Here is a 17,034-nt window from a genome sequence, read left to right on the forward strand (position 1 = left end):
AGCAAAGAAGCAAACAAAAAAAGGCGATCCAGGCTGTGCTGAATCGCCCCCGTTCATCTTTTAAACGATCGTCGTCATCTCTATCGGATGGCGACGTCAAATTCGTGCGTCATGCCGGTTGCTTTCCCATCATTGTAGACGAGCTCAAGACGGATGGTATGCTTCCCACTCGGCAAGCCGCGCACGATAAAGGCGGCCGTGTATACTTCAGTCATTTTTTGCCCGTTGACATAGACATTAATGTGTCCGCCGCCGCTCCCTTTGCGGAACGGAAAGTGGACGGCAACACATTCAATGAATACGTCACTTCCTTTCACTTCATGCTTCACCTGCAGCGTGCCGCCCACCGCTTCGGCGTTAGCGGAGGACGACGGCGCCGGCTCAAAGAAGGCATACGCCGCAAGCAACATGACGCCCGCAAGCCATGCGAACCACTTTGGCAAAGACATCACTCCCTTTCAAAACTAGTCTTTGCCGTTGGCCGCCCGATTAGTCGCGCATGGCTTTAAACATTTGCCACATGAGCGACGCCATTTGCAACGATTGGGAGATTTTTTCCACTTTATCGGGGATCGTCAGCTCATAGTGGCGCAAGGCGGCCAATTGGAACGTCGACAGCTCATGCGGACGGCGGGCAAGAAGCCGGTACCAGCGCGGCTGTTCACGCAAAAACGCGCGTAGCATCGGTGTTCCTTGCACATATTGCCATACATCTTTCCTCATCGCCACCACCCTTTAATCTTTGCGGAACGAAAACGGATGCGCTTCTTTGTTTCTTTGTTCTTGATCGCCCCCTTGAAATTCGGAAAGAATGCTTTGGATCGCCGCGATCGCCTGCTGGACGTTCGCCAAATGTTTTTGCACCTCGGCTGCATCGATCTGTCCAAGCATAGCCGCGAGCTTATCGAGCCATTTGTTCGTTCCTTTTTCCTCCTCTTTTGTTGCGCCGTTTGCTTCCCGATACGGCTCCCATATGTCATCGTCTTCCCCGAACAAATACCAATCCTCATACACTTGTTTCCACGTCTTTTTGCCACTGCGCACCTCTTGAATGATTTTTGGATGTTTTTTGACAAACTGTTTAAACTGTTCAACGGAAGGATGCAGAGGCTTGGCCATGGCGGTTCTCATCCCTTTCATCCACTCATGCCTATCTGCCATATCATATCGCATCCAGCACGCAGAGGTGCGCCCAATTTTTAGAGCGGCGTAAAGAAGTTTTGCGTATAATAATCGGCGTAGACGCCAACGCCCAAGCGAGTGAACTCTTCGTTCAACATAATTTTCCGATGGTTTTGGCTGTTCAGCCATCCGATGGTCGCCTCGACGCCATCGACTTGATGGGCGGCGATATTTTCCCCGGCAAGCTGGAACGGAATGTGAAGCGCGCCAAGCCGCTTCGATAAATCGCCGTACTGCGGCGACTCGTGGGAGAAAAACCGGTGATCATGCATATCTCGGCTATGTTTGGCGGCAGCGGCGGCGGCCTTGTCATCCCACATGAGAGGAGAAAGTCCGTGGCGGCGGCGGATCAAATTCGTCCAGTCAAAAATTTGCTTCGCGTTGGCTGCATCAACAGTCTGTCGCTTTTCTTCCGACAGCGGCGCGGCCGCCGGCAGGCTGCCGCGGTAAACGAGCTCGTACGGCCGCAACTTGACGAACGTTTCCGCATCCATCAAGCGGACGGCCGCCACCTCACCGGTAAAGCGGTCAACGTACAGCTGGGCGTAGACGCTGCCGACTTTGACGACCGGCCTTGACGAGTAATCTTGTTCAGACAGCTCAAACCGGTATGTCCCGCTGCCTAGCTTAATCTCAATGTTCGATAGCACCGGCATCGTTTGAAAAATCGTCTGCAACCGCTGGCCGATCGCAAACGGCTCAACGTTCACCTTTTCTCCGCCAACAAGGGCGGTGACGACCCGGCCGCGCAAGACACCAATCTGCACGTACGACTCCGAGCGACGGCTGTACACCCACCAGTCATACCCGTAAGCTGACGGGTCGATCCGGTCTGGAGCGCCAAGCAGTTGTTTCGCCTCTTGCGCCGATTGCCCGAGCAACGCAACCATGCCGGCCGTCGCCTTCGGCTCTTTCAACATGTATCTATTCGTCTCTGGCTGCTCCGGGGGGCTCGGGGGTGGCGGGCTCGGCACAAAATAATACAATCCGATCAAGAAAAACAAAAAAAGGAAAAACCATTTCACACAGCAACTCCCGCTTTCTGCCCAATCTCCTTATTGTCATTATAGCTGTTTTTTAGAGGCAAAAAAAAGAGGACGCCCAAAAAGACAAACAATTCGTTGAAAAGCAAACCGTTTTCGTACTATTATAAATGAGGGGATGATTTCCTGTTTGGCGCTTTTACATACTGTGTTGTTAGGAGGAAGAAAGATGAAGTTTGAAAATACCGGACTGGAAAATCAGACGGTCGAACTGTCCCGCCTTGATGACATTATGGAGCGCCTCGGCTTTGTGCGCGCGGCGCAATGGGATTATGAACGGGTCACATACGACCGGAAATACGTCGTGAAAGAAGGCACCTACTATTTGCGCGTTCAAGGATACGCCATCGAGGGAGACGTCGATTCGCGCTATGCACTCATTAAGTTGCTCACGCCGATTTTAGGGAAACATTACTATCCACACGGCGTCGAATACGGCGATGATGAACATTTTCCGTCCTCTCTTGTCAGCCAATGCCAAAACGTGTTGGCGCAGGTCAAAAGCGAGCTTGAAAAAATCAAAGAATAATCAAAAAACGCATGAGAGCACGGTTCTCATGCGTTTTTTTCTGGCATGACAAGCCGTTTGACGACAATGTCGACCGCCTCGGCGACATATGGCGTCATCGCGGCGATCTCCTCGGCGATGTGCTGCTGCAGCTGGCGGCAAACCGCCATCACCGGCGCCCCATATCGAATGGACATCCTTACCGTGACGCGGCACCGCTCGCCTTGGGCAACGGTGATGAACACCTCACAATCGTCAAGGGCGACCGCCGCTTGGTCGCGCACACACATCATGACAATCGTCAACAGCGTCGCTTCCACGGCGCTCCGTTTCCGATAGCGGAACGTGTTCACCGCCTTCTCCCCCCGCTGCACAAAATCACGTCTATATAGATGCAACGAAAAAGTTTAACATATCCTTGATGAAAAAGTCGCTTGCCTATTTTTCGACTGTCGGAGGCAAGCCACAAGCTTGCCTTCGCCACGCCTTAGCGTGACGGAAGACCGAACAACTACCCGGAAGCGGCGTTGTTCGGTCGCCCGACAGTCGATCAAATCGCTCTGTAAAAGCTGCAAACGTTAAATCTTCAAATTGCATCTATATATTCTATGCTATGCAACCACCGCTTCCCTTGCTCCTTGCCCGCGGGTTAAAAACCGAGCACCGCCTTGATGAGCGACGTCGTTTGGCCCCCTGGATAGAGGACATAAAGCAGCCAATAGACGACCACCCCGGTTGAGGCGCTGCCAAACCAAATGATGCTTGTGATCGGCCCGAGCCGACGGTGGCGGGCCCGCTTGTCTTTTAATCCCGTCCAAATCGTGACAAGGCCAAACACTGCCCCGACCGTCGCTAAAATAATATGGAAAATGAGAAACAGCGTATAATACACTTTGACGTTCTCCGGTCCACCAAAGCTCGTATTGCCGATAAACAACGTCCGTGACATGTAAATGATGAAAAACAGCAACGCAAACGCCGCTGCCGTCAGCATCACCTTTTTATGCGCTTCGATCCGCCTGCGGCTGATCAAATACCACCCATAAGCAACAAGCAAAGCGCTGATCACGATGCAGCTCGTGCTGATTGTCGGTAAAACGGCCATCGCTTCTCTCCCTTTCTTCTTTGTTCATCGTTGGCGGCCAACCACGCTTTACAGTTTGGTCGGCCGCGGCTCCATATCCATGCTTGGCTCTTTCTCCCGCTCCTTCCGATACCATTCGGTGAAGATGAAGAACAGCATCGTCCCGTACACGATTTCCTGGATGATTTTCATCAACACTCCGCCGAGCTGCTGGTCATGGAGCGGCGACATCGATAAAAACATTTGCGGCCCGGTCAAATCAAGCGAAGCCAACGTTCCTTGAGGAACGCATAGAGCCAGCGCGGTCATCCATGCTTTCGGGTCAGTATACGTCGCATAAAGCGGCGTATCGGTAAAAATGATGAGCGCGCAAGCCGGGGTCAACAGCATGCCGTCAGCGAAAATGTAACCCATTTTTTTTAAGCCGGACAGCGTTTGCCAATCGGGCAGCTTATTGACAAGCGGCCACCACATGCAAAACGCGGCAACGAAAATGACCGAGGTAACAAACGCATGCAGCCACATATTCATTTTCACGGCGTCAAAAATGAATGGAACGTGATAAAGCGAAAACAAACCGTTAAACAGCAGCAACGCCACAATCGGCTTTGTCAACAGCCGAAACACGCGGCGCACCGCTGCGATGCGGAACGCACGCTCATAAAGCGGCGCCGGAATGCCTAAAATAAAACATTGCGGCACGATCAAATACAGCACTGCCATTTGCACCATATGGGCAGTGAACGTCAAATGGCCCATCAAATCCACCGGAGACCCTTTGCATATATAAAGAAGCACGATCCCTGTCAAAAAATACGCCTTCTGCTTCCCCGAAACCGCATCACCGAGGCCGAAACGCTGCCGCCATGGCCCAGTTATCCCAATGTACAGCAACGCAACCGCCGCTAACACAAGCAAAAAAAACGGACTCCAAAGGGCAACAGGGCCAAACATTTGCAGCGATTGAAACATACGAATCCCCTCCTGATTTGTCCTTTCCCATTATACTACACGACGCCGCGCCAGGGCTATTGAAAAAAGGGGAAACCGGCGCAAAACCGATTCCCCCTTTTGCCTACCACCAAACGACCGTCGTAAACGCCCAAACAAGTAGAAGCATGACCGCCACGCCGCCGTAAATAAACATCGCCGGAAATTCGTGGCCTTTATGGCTCATGTGCATGAAATAATAAAGCTGGAATGCGACCTGCACGGCGGCCAAAAGCAAAATAAACGGAACGACAAACCAATGGGAAAACTCTTCGTAACCAACGGCGGCGAAAGCGATGAGCGTCAGCAAAATCATCAAGACGAATGCAATCATTTGATGGCGCATCTCTTCCGCGTTTTTCCGCCGGCGATACGCCAAATCGACGCGTTCATTTCCAGAGTTCGTTTGGTTCGCCATACGTTCACCCCACCATTCCCATCAAGTATACAACCGTAAAAATGAACACCCAGACGACGTCGATGAAGTGCCAGTAAAGGCTCGCGACGTAAAATTTCGGGGCGTTGTATAAATTCAACCCACGCTTAGCGTTGCGGATCATGAGCGTCAGAATCCAAAGCAATCCGAACGCGACGTGGCTTCCGTGCGTGCCAACGAGCGTGTAAAACGCTGAAGAGAAAGCGCTGGTCGTAAACTTATGGCCTTCATGGACATACTCATAAAACTCGTAAATCTCAAGGGCCAAAAAGCCGGCGCCAAGCAAAACGGTAATGCCAAACCAGAGCTGCATCTTTTTAAAATCAAAGTTTTTCATATGATAAATGGCATACACGCTCGTCAAACTGCTTGTTAGCAGCAACATTGTCGCCATGAACACGATCGGCATTTGGAACAGCTCTTCGGCCGAAGGGCCGCCGTTCGTTTTATCTTTCAGCGCCAAATAGGTGGCGAAGAGAGAGGCGAACAGCACCGTCTCTCCGCCTAAAAAGAGCCAGAAGCCGAGAAACTTATTTTTCCCCTCAAGGGTGGCGCGTTCCGGCGCGGCCGGAAACGTCTCGGCCGTCAGTTTTTCCTCTGCATGCATCAGGCGTTCGCCCCCTTCTTCTCAAGTTCAAGCACTTCTTCTTTATGGATGTGGAAACCGTGATCATCGATCACTGAACGCAAGAACATCGAACCGAACGTAATGAGCAGCCCGAGAATGCCGACCGGCAAGCCCCATCCAGCATCGTTATGATACGTAAAGCCGAAGGCGGCGACAAACAGGCCGAACGAAATAATAAACGGCAGGAATGACGAGTTCGGCATATGAATGTCGCCAAGCGGCTCCGCCGGCGTCAATTCTTTTTTGCCTTCCATTTTTTCAAGCCAGAAGGCGTCCAAGCCGCGGACAAGCGGGGTTTGCGCAAAGTTGTACACCGGCGGCGGCGAAGCGATCGCCCATTCGAGCGTGCGGCCGTCGCCCCAGGCATCGCCTGGCACTTTTTCCCCTTTTACCGTCGTAATCACAATGTTAATGAGCAAAATGACCGTTGCGATGGCCATAAAGAACGCCCCGACCGTGCTGACGAAGTTCCCCGTCTCCCATCCTTGGTTCGGCAAGTACGTGAACACGCGGCGCGGCATCCCCGTCAAACCGAGGAAGTGCTGAATAAAGAACGTCAAATGGAAGCCGATAAAGAACAACCAGAATGTAATTTTGCCAAGCGTTTCGTTCAACATGCGGCCAAACATTTTCGGCCACCAGTAATGCGTGCCGGCAAGCAGAGCGAACACAACCCCGCCGACAATGACGTAATGGAAGTGAGCGACGACGAAATAGCTGTCATGGTATTGGTAATCCGCTGCAGCCGCCGACAGCATAACCCCGGTCACCCCGCCCATGACGAACGACGGAATGAAGGCGACCGCATAATACATCGGCGTCGTAAACTTGATGCTTCCGCCCCACATGGTAAACAACCAGTTGAAAATTTTGACTCCTGTCGGAACGGCGATCGCCATCGTCGCAACAGCAAAGATGGCGTTCGCAATCGGTCCCATACCAACCGTAAACATATGATGCGCCCATACCATGAACCCGAAAAAGGCAATAAGCACAGTTGCAAACACCATCGACGAATAGCCGAACAGCCGCTTGCGCGAGAACGTCGCAAAGATTTCCGAGAAAATACCGAACGATGGCAGGATTAAAATATATACTTCCGGATGACCAAACACCCAGAACAAGTGCTCCCAAATGATCGTGTTGCCGCCGGCAGCCGGATTAAAGAAGTTGCCGCCAAACAATCGATCCATCATCATGAAAATCAAGCCGACCGTCAACGGCGGAAACGCAAACAAGATGAGCGCCGATGTCACAAACGTCGCCCAAGTGAACATCGGCATGCGCATAAATGTCATGCCCGGAGCGCGCATGTTGATGATCGTCACAAGAAAGTTAATGGCACCCATGATCGTTCCGAAGCCGGAAATTTGCAAGCCAAGCGTATAGAAATCAATGCCATGATGGGCTTTTGAATCAAGCGCCAACGACGCATACGACGTCCACCCAGCATCAGGCGCGCCGCCTAAAAACCACGAACAGTTTAAAAACAGCCCGCCAAAGAAAAACATCCAAAACCCAAGCGCGTTCAAAAACGGGAACGCGACGTCGCGCGCGCCGATCTGCAGCGGCACGACCGCGTTCATAAACGCGAAAAGAAGCGGCATCGCAGCCAAGAAAATCATCGTCGTCCCGTGCATCGTCAGCACTTCATTGTACAGCCCGCCGACAAGAAAATCATTGTTTGGCTTCACGAGCTGAATGCGGATGAGCAACGCCTCGAGACCGCCGAGCAAGAAGAAAAACCCGCCAGCAATTAAGTACAAATGGGCGATTTTTTTATGGTCGACCGTCGTCAGGTAATCCCATAAAACGGCGCCAACACCCTTTTTGCGAGCGATCGTACTCACAGTGAAACCTCCCTTTTATGCCTTATTCCACTTTTAAGCTCATCAAATATTTCGCCAATGCATCAATTTGTTCTTCTGACAGTTTGCCATATGTACCTGTCATTTTATTTCCAGGTTTGACGCTTTCAGGATCTCTAAGCCATTTTTTCAAGTTTTCTTCATTATGCTCCAAAATGCCGGCAATCCGTTGGCGATCGCCAAAGTTCGCCAAGTTCGGCGCCGTACGCGCTTGCTCCGGACGCTTGTCGAGCGGTGTTACCGCATGGCAGCCAATACAGCTTTTGTTGAAAATGGCTTCCCCTTGTTTGGCGACCGGATCGGTGACAACCGGTTTTTTCGCGTTTTGCATCTTTTTCACCCACGCGTCAAACTGATCACGCGGCAGCGGCCGAACTTTAAAGTCCATCAATGCATGCGATGGACCGCAAAGCTCCGCACATTTGCCGTAAAAGACGCCGCCGGCTTTATCGGTCGCTTTTTGGTCAAAAACAAGCCAAAATTGGTTTTTGTTATCGGTGTTCGTATCCATTTTGCCGCCGACCGCCGGAATCCAGAACGAGTGTTTGACATCCGACGCGATCAAGTTGAAATACACTTTTTCATTCGTCGGCACAACCAAATCTTGACTTGTAATAATGCCGTAGTCCGGATATTCAAACTCCCACCAGTACAAGTTGGCGCGCACATTGACAACGACCGTGCCTTTTTTATCGCGGTCTTTGTCATTCATCGCCTTCACATCAGCCAGTTTAAACGTTGTCAATACCGTCGGAACGGCTAAAATGAGCAAGAGGATGATCGGAATGACAGTCCAGATAATTTCCAGCTTATGGCTCCCTTCCACTTGCTTCGGGATTTTATTTTCTTCCCCCTTGCGCCGCCGGAAGCGGATGACAACGTAAACAAAGATAATCGCTACGACGACAATGACGAGCACCATGATCGATGTGCTCAACAGCATGAGCGAATACTGCATGTCCGCTACTTCACCGGCTGGCTGGAGCGTCGATAAAAACGGCTTGCCGCAGCCGGCGAGCAGCAGCGCCATCATCCCGAACAGGGAAAATAAGCGCCAGTTACGCAGCCCTTTCTTCATAGCCTAATCAAACCCCTCTTTCTTTGATGGATAAATGTATATAAATTCTTTCACAAAGAAAGAATTTTACCTTAATTCACCAAAGCGTAGCGATGACCATCGCCACGAACAAAATCGTCAAGTAGTTGAGCGAATAGACGAACATCCACTTCGCCCATTTGATGTCATCTTTCATTTTCAAGCCCGCCAATCCCAACAGCAACCAGCCGACATTGAGCAGCGTGGCCACCGTTAAAAACGGCACGCCGAGCGAGAACAAGTAAAACGGCAACGGCAACAAACACGCCACCCAAACGATGATTTGCCGCTTCGTCATGGCAAACCCGTGGACGACCGGCAACATCGGAATGCCGGCAGCGCGGTATTCTTCGCATCGCTTCATCGCCAACGCCAAAAAGTGCGGCGGCTGCCATAAAAACATGATTAAAAACAGGATGAGCGGAACAATATGGAAATCCGGATCGACCGCCGTCCAGCCGATTACCGGCGGCACAGCGCCGGAAATGCTGCCGACAACGGTGTTGATCGTGTAATGGCGCTTCGTCCAAAGCGTGTATAAGAAGACGTATGTCACCACACCGATCAATCCAACGACCGCAGCCGTAACCGTTGTCATAAGCAAGCTCATCTCACCGATCACGACAAGCGCCGCCCCAAGCCAAAGCACCCGCCGTGGATCCATCGTCCCCGTGACGGTCGGGCGCGCTTTCGTCCGCTCCATATACCGGTCGATGTCACGGTCAATGAAGTTGTTGATGCTGCACGAACCGGCGATGACAAGCGCCGCTCCGAACAGCGTGAAAAAGACAAGATGCAAGTTCTCCAAAAAATGTTCCCCAGTAAAATAAAACGCCAGCCACATTCCGGCGAATGTTGTAATCAAATTGGAATTGACAATTCCGATTTTCACAACAGACGACCATTCTTTCCAAAGCGCCTTGACGCCAGCCTGCGGACGATGCCCCGCATCGGCCGCGGCTTGATGCACCGCTTTCAAATCAGCCATTTCTCCTGTTCCTCCTCGCTGCGCCGCCCCATCCTATAGACAGCGCCATCATAGTGCCTGAAATTCCTTCCAATGAGAAATAACAAAAATGGGCTGTTTTCTCTTTATATTAAATCACATTTTTTTCTCAGCATGTGAACTTTTTTTGAATAATTTGTGTCAAATTTTTGAATCCGCATGCCCAAAACGGCTCATTCGCTTGTCCCATTAATATTTCTAGCAAACTTAATCGACTTATTCAATATGCAAACGTCATTTTGTGTTTCCCGACGCCATCGTGTAAAATAGACTTGGCTTGGCAACACGGTTGGCTGCAATAAAATCCATCACTTTACTAATATGGACAAAATCACAATTTCTCAATACAAGAAGGTGAAGATTTTGCAACGTTCACTGAAATGGTTTGCCTCGGCAACCACGTTGGCGATGCTGTTTGTCCTGATCGGCGGGGCGCTCGTGACAAAAACCGGCTCCGGCATGGGGTGCGGCCGATCATGGCCGCTGTGCAACGGCCAATGGGTGCCGGATCACATTACGCCCGAGCTCATCATCGAGCTGAGCCATCGACTCGTTTCCGGCCTTGCCGGCATCATGGTGCTCATCCTTTCCATCTGGGCGTGGCGAGCCATTGGCCATGTGCGGGAGACGAAATTTTTAGCTGTCATATCGTTCGTCTTTCTCGTCTTGCAAGGGCTGATCGGCGCCGCCGCGGTCGTGTGGGGGCAGTCCGATTTCGTCCTCGCCTTGCATTTTGGCATTTCGCTCATTTCGTTTGCCGCTGTGCTGCTGTTGACGCTATTGATTTTTGAAATCGACAAAACGTTTTCCGCCGCTTCGCTTTCCCTTGACGGCAAAATGCAGTTTCATATTTACGGCATCACCATATACTCGTACATCGTCGTCTACACCGGGGCGCTCGTGCGCCATACGAACGCCAGCCTCGCCTGTCCGAGCTGGCCGCTTTGCGCGAAAACGCGCCTCCTCCCGGTTCAGTTTCATGAATGGGTGCAGATGGGCCATCGATTGGCGGCTGCTGTCATCATCATTTGGATCGCCGCCGCCGCGATACATGCCGTCCGCCATTACCGCCGGCAGCCGGTCATCTACTACGGATGGCTCATCGCCCTTTTTCTCGTGCTCGCGCAAATGACGACTGGAGCGCTTGTCGTTTTTACGCAGCTGAATTTATACATTGCCTTGGCGCACGCCTTTTTCATTTCCTGCCTGTTCGGTGTGCTCAGCTATTTATTGCTTTTGGCGCTCCGCACCCGCCGCGCGCCGGTAAAAGCCGCCGGCCATTCAGCTGGGGAAGCGGCGCCGGCCACGTTGAAATGACGGCCATCCGTCCGCAAACAAACAGGGATGCCCGCAAACTTGGGCATCCCTTTTTTGTGCGGTATAGACCGTTTCATTTGGACAGCTCGATCAGCAGATCGCCCGCTTGAATGGCGTCGCCGCTTTTGACGTAAATGTCTTTGACAATGCCGGCAAACGGCGCCTGCACCGTTGTTTCCATCTTCATCGCTTCCGTAACCATCAAATGGTCGCCTTTGTCAACTTTTTCTCCTTTCTCCACGAGCACTTTCACCACCGTGCCCGGCATCGTCGCCGCAATGTGGTTCGGGTTCGTCCGGTCAGCCTTGATGCGCTCAGCGACAGCCGCTTTGATGCTTTCATCGCGGATGATGACTTCGCGCGGCTGGCCGTTCAGCTCAAAGTAGACGACGCGTGTACCGTCCGCCTGCGGCTGGCCGATCGACACAAGCTTGACGATGAGCGTTTTTCCGCGCTCGATCTCCACTTCGATCTCCTCGCCAAGGCGCATGCCATACAGGAACGTCGGTGTATCGAGCACCGAAATGTCGCCGTATTTTTCGACCGTTTCGGCATATTCCAAAAACACTTTCGGATAAAGCGCATAGGCAATGGCGTCAAAGTCGGTCACTTCGCGGCCAAGCTTGTCGTACAGCTCCCGCTTGATTTGCTCGAAATCGACCGGCTCGAGCAACTCGCCCGGACGAACGGTGATCGGTTCGCGCCCTTTCAAAATAATGCGCTGCAACTCTTTCGGGAACCCGCCATGCGGCTGGCCTAAATAGCCTTCGAAAAACTCCACGACCGAGTCCGGGAAATTGAGCGTTTCACCGCGTTCAAAAATGTCTTGCTCCGTCAAATTGTTTTGCACCATGTAAAGCGCCATGTCGCCGACAACTTTCGATGATGGCGTCACTTTGACGATGTCGCCGAACAAGTCGTTGACGCGGCGGTACATTTCTTTCACTTCATCCCACCGATCGCCGAGGCCGACCGCTTTTGCCTGCTGCTGCAGGTTGCTGTACTGGCCGCCTGGCATCTCATGCATGTATACTTCCGTATGCGGCGCGTTCATGCCGCTTTCAAACTCCTGATAAAATTTGCGCACATCTTCCCAATAGCGGGCCAACTGCTCAAGGCCGTAAATATCGACCTCCGGCGCTCGCTCCGTTCCTTCAAGTGCATAGTAGAGCGTATTGGCGCTTGGCTGCGACGTCAAGCCGGCCATCGAGCTGACGGCGACATCGACGATATCGACGCCGGCTTCGATCGCTTTGGCGTACGTGTAAATGCCGTTGCCGCTCGTATCGTGCGTATGCAAATGGATCGGAATGTCGACCGTTTCCTTGAGCGCGGAGATGAGCACGTACGCCGCCTGCGGCTTCAACAGACCAGCCATATCCTTAATGCCCAAAATGTGCGCTCCGGCTTGCTCGAGCTCTTTCGCCAAGGCTTTGTAATAATCCAAATTGTACTTCGGCCGGTTCGGGTCAAAAATATCGCCCGTATAGCAAATAGCCGCCTCGGCGATTTTGCCGCTTTGCCGGACGGCATCGATCGCTACCGTCATCCCTTTCACCCAGTTTAGGCTGTCGAAAATGCGGAAGACATCAATGCCGGCTTGCGCCGATTTTTCAACGAACTCGCGGATGACGTTGTCGGGATAGTTTTTATACCCCACGGCGTTGGCCGAGCGAAGAAGCATCTGGAACAGCACGTTCGGGATGCGCTCGCGCAGCTTCAACAGCCGGTCCCACGGATCTTCTTTCAAAAAGCGGTACGCCACGTCAAACGTCGCCCCGCCCCACATCTCAAGCGAGAACAAGTTGGGCAGCAAACGCGCCGTCGGCTCAGCGATCCGCAACAAGTCGATCGTGCGGACGCGCGTCGCCAACAACGACTGATGGGCGTCACGGAACGTCGTATCGGTCAAGAGCACGCGCGGCTGCTCTTGGATCCAGCGAACAAGCCCTTCAGGTCCGCGTTCATCCAAAATTTGCTTCGTTCCCGCTGGGATCGGTTCCGTTTGGCTCACCTTCGGCACGCGCGGTTTGTCAAACACTGGCTTTTTCTTTTTGCCGATGCCAGGGAAGCCGTTGACCGTCACGGTGCCGATGTACGTAAGCATTTTCGTCCCGCGGTCTTTTCGGCGCGGGAATACAAACAATTCCGGCGTCGTATCGATAAATGACGTATCGTATTCCCCCGACAAAAATTTCGGATGCTGAACGACGTTTTCCAAAAACGGAATGTTCGTTTTAATGCCGCGGATGCGGAATTCGCGCAAGTTGCGCAGCATTTTTCTTGCCGCCTGTTCAAACGTCAACGCCCATGTCGACACTTTCACGAGCAGCGAATCGTAATACGGCGTAATGACCGCCCCTTGGAAGCCATTGCCGGCGTCCAAGCGCACGCCAAAACCGCCGCCGGAACGGTACGCCATAATTTTTCCCGTATCCGGCATAAAGTTGTTGAGCGGGTCTTCCGTCGTCACCCGCGACTGAATGGCGTAGCCGTTGATGCGGATGTCCTCCTGCTTTGGAATGCCGACTTCCGGGCTGTGGAGCGAAAATCCGTCGGCGATTAAAATTTGCGACTGGACGATGTCAATCCCGGTGATCATTTCGGTGATCGTATGCTCAACTTGAATGCGCGGATTGACTTCGATGAAATAAAACTCATCCCCGGAGACGAGAAACTCAACCGTGCCAGCGTTGACGTAGCCGACGCTTCTCATGAGCCGGACCGCCGCCTCGCAAATGCGCTCGCGCAGCTCGTCCGACAACGAGACGCTCGGCGCGACTTCAACAACTTTTTGATGGCGGCGCTGCACCGAGCAATCTCGTTCATACAAATGGACGATGTTTCCTTCATGGTCGCCCAAAATTTGCACTTCGATATGCTTCGGCTTTTCGATCAGCTTTTCGACATAGACATCGTCGCTGCCAAACGCCGCTTTCGCTTCCGACTTGGCGCGCTCGAACGCTTCTTTCACTTCCGACTTCGAGCGGACGATGCGCATGCCGCGGCCGCCGCCGCCCAGCGCCGCCTTGATAATGATCGGATAACCGTGCGTTTCGGCAAAGCGGACGACCTCTTCAAGGCCGCTGACCGGACCGTCGCTGCCCGGAATGACGGGAATGCCCGCCTTCATGGCCGCATGGCGCGCTTTCACTTTATCGCCGAACATATCCAAATGGTCTTCGTTCGGACCGATGAAAATGATCCCCTCTTCGCGGCACCGTTTGGCAAATTGGATGTTTTCCGACAAAAACCCATATCCCGGGTGGATGGCATCGACATCGTGGGCTTTGGCGATCTCAATGATGCCTTCGATGTCCAAGTAGGCTTCGATCGGCTTTTTCCCCTCACCGACCAAATACGCCTCATCCGCTTTATAGCGGTGATACGAGCCGGCATCTTCCTTTGAGTAAATCGCCACCGTACGGATGTCAAGCTCTGTGCAGGCGCGGAAGACGCGAATGGCGATCTCCCCGCGGTTGGCTACTAGCACTTTGCGAATTCGTCTTGTCCTCATCATGTCCCTCCTCCTTTATTTAATAAAAGTATAAAAGTTTTGGCGATTTGTAAATACACTTTCTAAAAAGTCAGACCTCTTTTCTGCCCGCTGACCATCGTTTTTTCACCCTTTTTATACCGTTGCTCGTACTTTGCAAACATGGAAATGTTCACAAGCAGACCGAGCGAAGCCATGGTCAGGACAAGCGACGTTCCCCCATAGCTGACGAGCGGCAGCGGCACCCCTGTAATCGGAATAAGGCCAACGACCCCACCAACGTTAATGAACGTTTGAAAGCCGATCATGACGGAGATGCCGATCGCAAGCAGGCTCCCAAACGGATCGTGGGAGCGGCGGGCAATCCAAAGCCCGCGCAGCACAATAAACGAAAGCAACCCGAGCGTAAACGTCACGCCAAACAAACCGAGCTCCTCGGCGATGACCGCCATAATAAAATCGGTGTGCGACTCCGGCAGGTAGCCGTATTTTTGAATGCCTTTGCCAAGTCCCACACCTTTCAGCCCGCCAAGCCCGATCGCCAAATACGAATTAACGAGCTGGTAGCCATCGCCGTTTGCGTATTGAAATGGATCCAAAAAGCTGTAAAGGCGCGACATCCGCTCGGGAGAAAAGATGTGTTTGCCGATCAACGGAAGCCAAAGCGGCGACGACACCGCCCCAACGAGAATAAAAAAGCATAGCTGCTTTAAGAGTAACATGAGGCGCAACCCAGACGAGACAATGACGCATATGGCAATGGCAAAAACGATCGCTGCCGTGCCGAAGTCCGGCTGAATGGCGATCAAAAAGCAAATAAAAAGCGTATAATAAATGGGGAACAAATTGCTTTTCACCGGCTCGGCCAGCCGCTTCCGCTTGTTGGCGAACGCTGCGGCCAAGTATAAAATCAGGCCGAGCTTCGCGAGCTCCGCCGGTTGGATCGAAAGCGCCCCGACGCGAAACCAGCTTGTTGCGTTGTTGGCCGTATGGCCGAGAAAGGCGACGGCGATAAGCATCAATGGAGAAGCAAAAAAGACGAGTTTCACCCATCGCTCCGCCCGCCACACTTTATACGGAATCGCCATCATGATGGCGAACGCGATGAATCCGGCAATCAGCCACAGTTTTTGCCGCTCGTAAAAATAGTCGCTTGGCACTTCAAAGCGGATGACAGCGGTGACCATGCTCGAGCTGTACACCATAATCAATCCGAACAACGACAGCATGGCGACCGCGGCGATCAGCGGATAATCGTAGCACTTCAATACTTTTTTCCATAATTGTCGTTCCATCGTTCCTCTTCCCTGTGAACATGTATGTACTTAAAATCATTCGCAGCGGCGCGCCGTTTTCCTGCCGAAAAACAGAAAAACTCAAACGATGGTGTGCCAATCGTTTGAGTTGCCTTATATTCTTATCGTACGCGCTTTTTGGCCACGGCCTCGTGCAACGCGGAAAGTTCGCGCTCAAGCCGGTCAAGGAGCGCCTTTCCGTCTTTCGCCTCCACAAGCCCGAGGCGCACCGCAAAATCAATTTCCCGTGACAACCCGAACATTTGCGTGTCAAGCACTTCTTCATACACCGGACATTGCGGCATCGTCAAATGGTCCATTTGCACGCGGATGAGTTGGATGATTTTCTCTGCATCCGCTTGTAAAAGCGCGTACGCCTTCTCCCGATAGCTCATCGATTCGTCCGTCACATCGATCCCTCCGTTCTCTCCCCTATCCTTCTTTACATCTTAACGTGAAACAAGCCATTTTGCAAGTTGAAACCGTTGACAGCAACCCGGCCTGGAACATGACAAGCTCTTTCGTTATTATTATACTAAAAACGGTGGGAACATGCAGAGGAGAGGTGTTTCATGAACGATATTATTGTGCTGACAGGAAAGGTGAAGTTTACGATCACGCTTGACCCCGGCGTCTGGATTTTCGACGACCGGAAAGTAGACATGGATGCGTATTTTTCGGAGCCGGCTCCACAGCCGACGGAAGCGGAGCAAGAGGACGAGGAAATCAAAAAGCTGTCGGCATTTTGGGACCGAGAAATTCAAGAGGGCGCCGTTTTTCCGCCGACGTTGAAAACGGAGCGGCGCTTTTTGAAGGAGAAAATCATCACCGGCTCGTTCGGCATGCCGTTTGCCCCATTTTTGCGAAACGCTGAGCCGCATGAAGACGCGTCTGAACTTGTCATTGAGACGGAACATGGAGAAACAGTGATCCCTCTGGAAAAGGCGTACGACCTGATTTTCGCTTTTTCCAAAAACGGAAAACCGTTGCGCGACGACGGTCCGGTGCACATTTATTTTGGCGACGGTTCCAACCGCGAGGCGCCGATTACTCATGTGCGTCGGCTCGTCGTCCGATGACCGGGG

At 52.4% G+C, this 17,034-nt stretch carries 18 protein-coding genes; 3 read left to right on the top strand and 15 right to left on the bottom strand.

The features are described 5' to 3' along the window. Nucleotides 1-80 precede the first annotated feature (80 nt). The 4 genes from BRO54_RS08390 to BRO54_RS08405 all read right to left on the bottom strand — a co-directional run bounded on the left by BRO54_RS08390 (nt 81) and on the right by BRO54_RS08405 (nt 2,207). Nucleotides 81-449 (bottom strand): hypothetical protein, encoded by a 369-nt coding sequence (locus tag BRO54_RS08390; RefSeq protein WP_042380087.1) that lies wholly within the window; start codon nt 447-449, stop codon nt 81-83. Between the two features lie 40 nt (nt 450-489). Then, nucleotides 490-723 carry a YlbE-like family protein gene (locus BRO54_RS08395; protein ID WP_013145870.1) on the bottom strand — a complete coding sequence of 78 codons (234 nt, stop codon included), beginning with the start codon at nt 721-723 and terminating at the stop codon, nt 490-492. 12 nt (nt 724-735) lie between these two features. Next, nucleotides 736-1,119: a YlbD family protein gene (locus BRO54_RS08400; protein ID WP_074043662.1), complete on the bottom strand. Its 384-nt coding sequence runs from the start codon at nt 1,117-1,119 to the stop codon at nt 736-738. An 80-nt stretch (nt 1,120-1,199) separates the two neighbouring features. After that, nucleotides 1,200-2,207 carry a CAP domain-containing protein gene (locus BRO54_RS08405; RefSeq protein ID WP_074043663.1) on the bottom strand — a complete coding sequence of 336 codons (1,008 nt, stop codon included), beginning with the start codon at nt 2,205-2,207 and terminating at the stop codon, nt 1,200-1,202. 187 nt (nt 2,208-2,394) lie between these two features. Here BRO54_RS08405 and BRO54_RS08410 point away from each other — a divergent pair, with 187 nt between their 5' ends. Continuing rightward, nucleotides 2,395-2,754: a YugN family protein gene (locus BRO54_RS08410; RefSeq protein WP_013523323.1), complete on the top strand. Its 360-nt coding sequence runs from the start codon at nt 2,395-2,397 to the stop codon at nt 2,752-2,754. 26 nt (nt 2,755-2,780) lie between these two features. Here the strand turns inward: BRO54_RS08410 and BRO54_RS08415 are convergent, their stop codons facing one another. The 8 genes from BRO54_RS08415 to cyoE form a co-directional block, all read right to left on the bottom strand. After that, on the bottom strand, nt 2,781-3,086 hold the full coding sequence (locus BRO54_RS08415) for an Asp23/Gls24 family envelope stress response protein (protein ID WP_074043664.1): 306 nt from the start codon (nt 3,084-3,086) through the stop codon (nt 2,781-2,783). Between the two features lie 296 nt (nt 3,087-3,382). Beyond that, a complete protein-coding gene (locus BRO54_RS08420) occupies nt 3,383-3,838 on the bottom strand; it encodes a DUF420 domain-containing protein (RefSeq protein ID WP_074043665.1) in 456 nt (151 codons plus the stop codon). 48 nt (nt 3,839-3,886) lie between these two features. Continuing rightward, the gene (gene ctaG / locus BRO54_RS08425) at nt 3,887-4,789 is read right to left on the bottom strand and encodes a cytochrome c oxidase assembly factor CtaG (protein ID WP_074043666.1); all 903 of its coding nucleotides are present in this window, start codon (nt 4,787-4,789) and stop codon (nt 3,887-3,889) included. 103 nt (nt 4,790-4,892) lie between these two features. Beyond that, nucleotides 4,893-5,225: a cytochrome c oxidase subunit IVB gene (gene ctaF, locus BRO54_RS08430; protein WP_042380111.1), complete on the bottom strand. Its 333-nt coding sequence runs from the start codon at nt 5,223-5,225 to the stop codon at nt 4,893-4,895. Nucleotides 5,226-5,229: 4 nt separating this feature from the next. Next, nucleotides 5,230-5,850 carry a cytochrome c oxidase subunit III gene (gene ctaE, locus BRO54_RS08435; protein WP_074043667.1) on the bottom strand — a complete coding sequence of 207 codons (621 nt, stop codon included), beginning with the start codon at nt 5,848-5,850 and terminating at the stop codon, nt 5,230-5,232. Continuing rightward, complete coding sequence (gene ctaD, locus BRO54_RS08440) at nt 5,850-7,721, bottom strand: cytochrome c oxidase subunit I (RefSeq protein WP_042380117.1); 1,872 nt, start codon at nt 7,719-7,721, stop codon at nt 5,850-5,852. The genes ctaE and ctaD overlap by 1 nt, the downstream gene beginning before the upstream one ends. A gap of 22 nt (nt 7,722-7,743) precedes the next feature. Further along, nucleotides 7,744-8,817, bottom strand: coding sequence for a cytochrome c oxidase subunit II (gene coxB, locus BRO54_RS08445; protein ID WP_042380122.1), 1,074 nt, complete (start codon nt 8,815-8,817; stop codon nt 7,744-7,746). A gap of 76 nt (nt 8,818-8,893) precedes the next feature. Continuing rightward, a complete protein-coding gene (cyoE, locus tag BRO54_RS08450; RefSeq protein WP_042380125.1) occupies nt 8,894-9,823 on the bottom strand; it encodes a heme o synthase in 930 nt (309 codons plus the stop codon). A gap of 381 nt (nt 9,824-10,204) precedes the next feature. On the opposite strand from cyoE, the gene BRO54_RS08455 reads away from it, so the two are divergent. Beyond that, a complete protein-coding gene (locus BRO54_RS08455) occupies nt 10,205-11,158 on the top strand; it encodes a COX15/CtaA family protein (RefSeq protein WP_137088723.1) in 954 nt (317 codons plus the stop codon). Nucleotides 11,159-11,231: 73 nt separating this feature from the next. On the opposite strand, the gene pyc is transcribed toward BRO54_RS08455, so the two are convergent. The 3 genes from pyc to BRO54_RS08470 form a co-directional block, all read right to left on the bottom strand. Beyond that, a complete protein-coding gene (pyc, locus tag BRO54_RS08460; protein WP_074043670.1) occupies nt 11,232-14,675 on the bottom strand; it encodes a pyruvate carboxylase in 3,444 nt (1,147 codons plus the stop codon). A 62-nt stretch (nt 14,676-14,737) separates the two neighbouring features. Further along, complete coding sequence (ftsW, locus tag BRO54_RS08465; RefSeq protein ID WP_074043668.1) at nt 14,738-15,949, bottom strand: putative lipid II flippase FtsW; 1,212 nt, start codon at nt 15,947-15,949, stop codon at nt 14,738-14,740. Between the two features lie 122 nt (nt 15,950-16,071). Further along, nucleotides 16,072-16,359, bottom strand: a complete 288-nt coding sequence (locus BRO54_RS08470; RefSeq protein WP_013145884.1) for an Fpa/YlaN family protein — start codon at nt 16,357-16,359, stop codon at nt 16,072-16,074. 162 nt (nt 16,360-16,521) lie between these two features. Here BRO54_RS08470 and BRO54_RS08475 point away from each other — a divergent pair, with 162 nt between their 5' ends. Continuing rightward, nucleotides 16,522-17,028 (top strand): molybdopterin-binding protein, encoded by a 507-nt coding sequence (locus tag BRO54_RS08475; protein WP_033025024.1) that lies wholly within the window; start codon nt 16,522-16,524, stop codon nt 17,026-17,028. Nucleotides 17,029-17,034 lie beyond the last annotated feature (6 nt).

Origin of the sequence: Geobacillus proteiniphilus (genome assembly GCF_001908025.1) — a bacterium.
GTDB classification, from domain to species: Bacteria; Bacillota; Bacilli; order Bacillales; family Anoxybacillaceae; genus Geobacillus; species Geobacillus proteiniphilus.

What these genes read in the sequence shown, in the direction of transcription:
- ctaG (WP_074043666.1), bottom strand. Translation starts at nt 4,789, where the DNA reads ATGTTTCAATCGCTGCAAATGTTTGGCCCTGTTGCCCTTTGGAGTCCG.
- BRO54_RS08410 (WP_013523323.1), top strand. Translation starts at nt 2,395, where the DNA reads ATGAAGTTTGAAAATACCGGACTGGAAAATCAGACGGTCGAACTGTCC.
- ftsW (WP_074043668.1), bottom strand. Translation starts at nt 15,949, where the DNA reads ATGGAACGACAATTATGGAAAAAAGTATTGAAGTGCTACGATTATCCG.
- coxB (WP_042380122.1), bottom strand. Translation starts at nt 8,817, where the DNA reads ATGAAGAAAGGGCTGCGTAACTGGCGCTTATTTTCCCTGTTCGGGATG.
- ctaF (WP_042380111.1), bottom strand. Translation starts at nt 5,225, where the DNA reads ATGGCGAACCAAACGAACTCTGGAAATGAACGCGTCGATTTGGCGTAT.
- cyoE (WP_042380125.1), bottom strand. Translation starts at nt 9,823, where the DNA reads ATGGCTGATTTGAAAGCGGTGCATCAAGCCGCGGCCGATGCGGGGCAT.
- BRO54_RS08395 (WP_013145870.1), bottom strand. Translation starts at nt 723, where the DNA reads ATGAGGAAAGATGTATGGCAATATGTGCAAGGAACACCGATGCTACGC.
- ctaE (WP_074043667.1), bottom strand. Translation starts at nt 5,850, where the DNA reads ATGCATGCAGAGGAAAAACTGACGGCCGAGACGTTTCCGGCCGCGCCG.
- BRO54_RS08420 (WP_074043665.1), bottom strand. Translation starts at nt 3,838, where the DNA reads ATGGCCGTTTTACCGACAATCAGCACGAGCTGCATCGTGATCAGCGCT.
- BRO54_RS08475 (WP_033025024.1), top strand. Translation starts at nt 16,522, where the DNA reads ATGAACGATATTATTGTGCTGACAGGAAAGGTGAAGTTTACGATCACG.
- BRO54_RS08400 (WP_074043662.1), bottom strand. Translation starts at nt 1,119, where the DNA reads ATGGCCAAGCCTCTGCATCCTTCCGTTGAACAGTTTAAACAGTTTGTC.
- pyc (WP_074043670.1), bottom strand. Translation starts at nt 14,675, where the DNA reads ATGAGGACAAGACGAATTCGCAAAGTGCTAGTAGCCAACCGCGGGGAG.
- BRO54_RS08390 (WP_042380087.1), bottom strand. Translation starts at nt 449, where the DNA reads ATGTCTTTGCCAAAGTGGTTCGCATGGCTTGCGGGCGTCATGTTGCTT.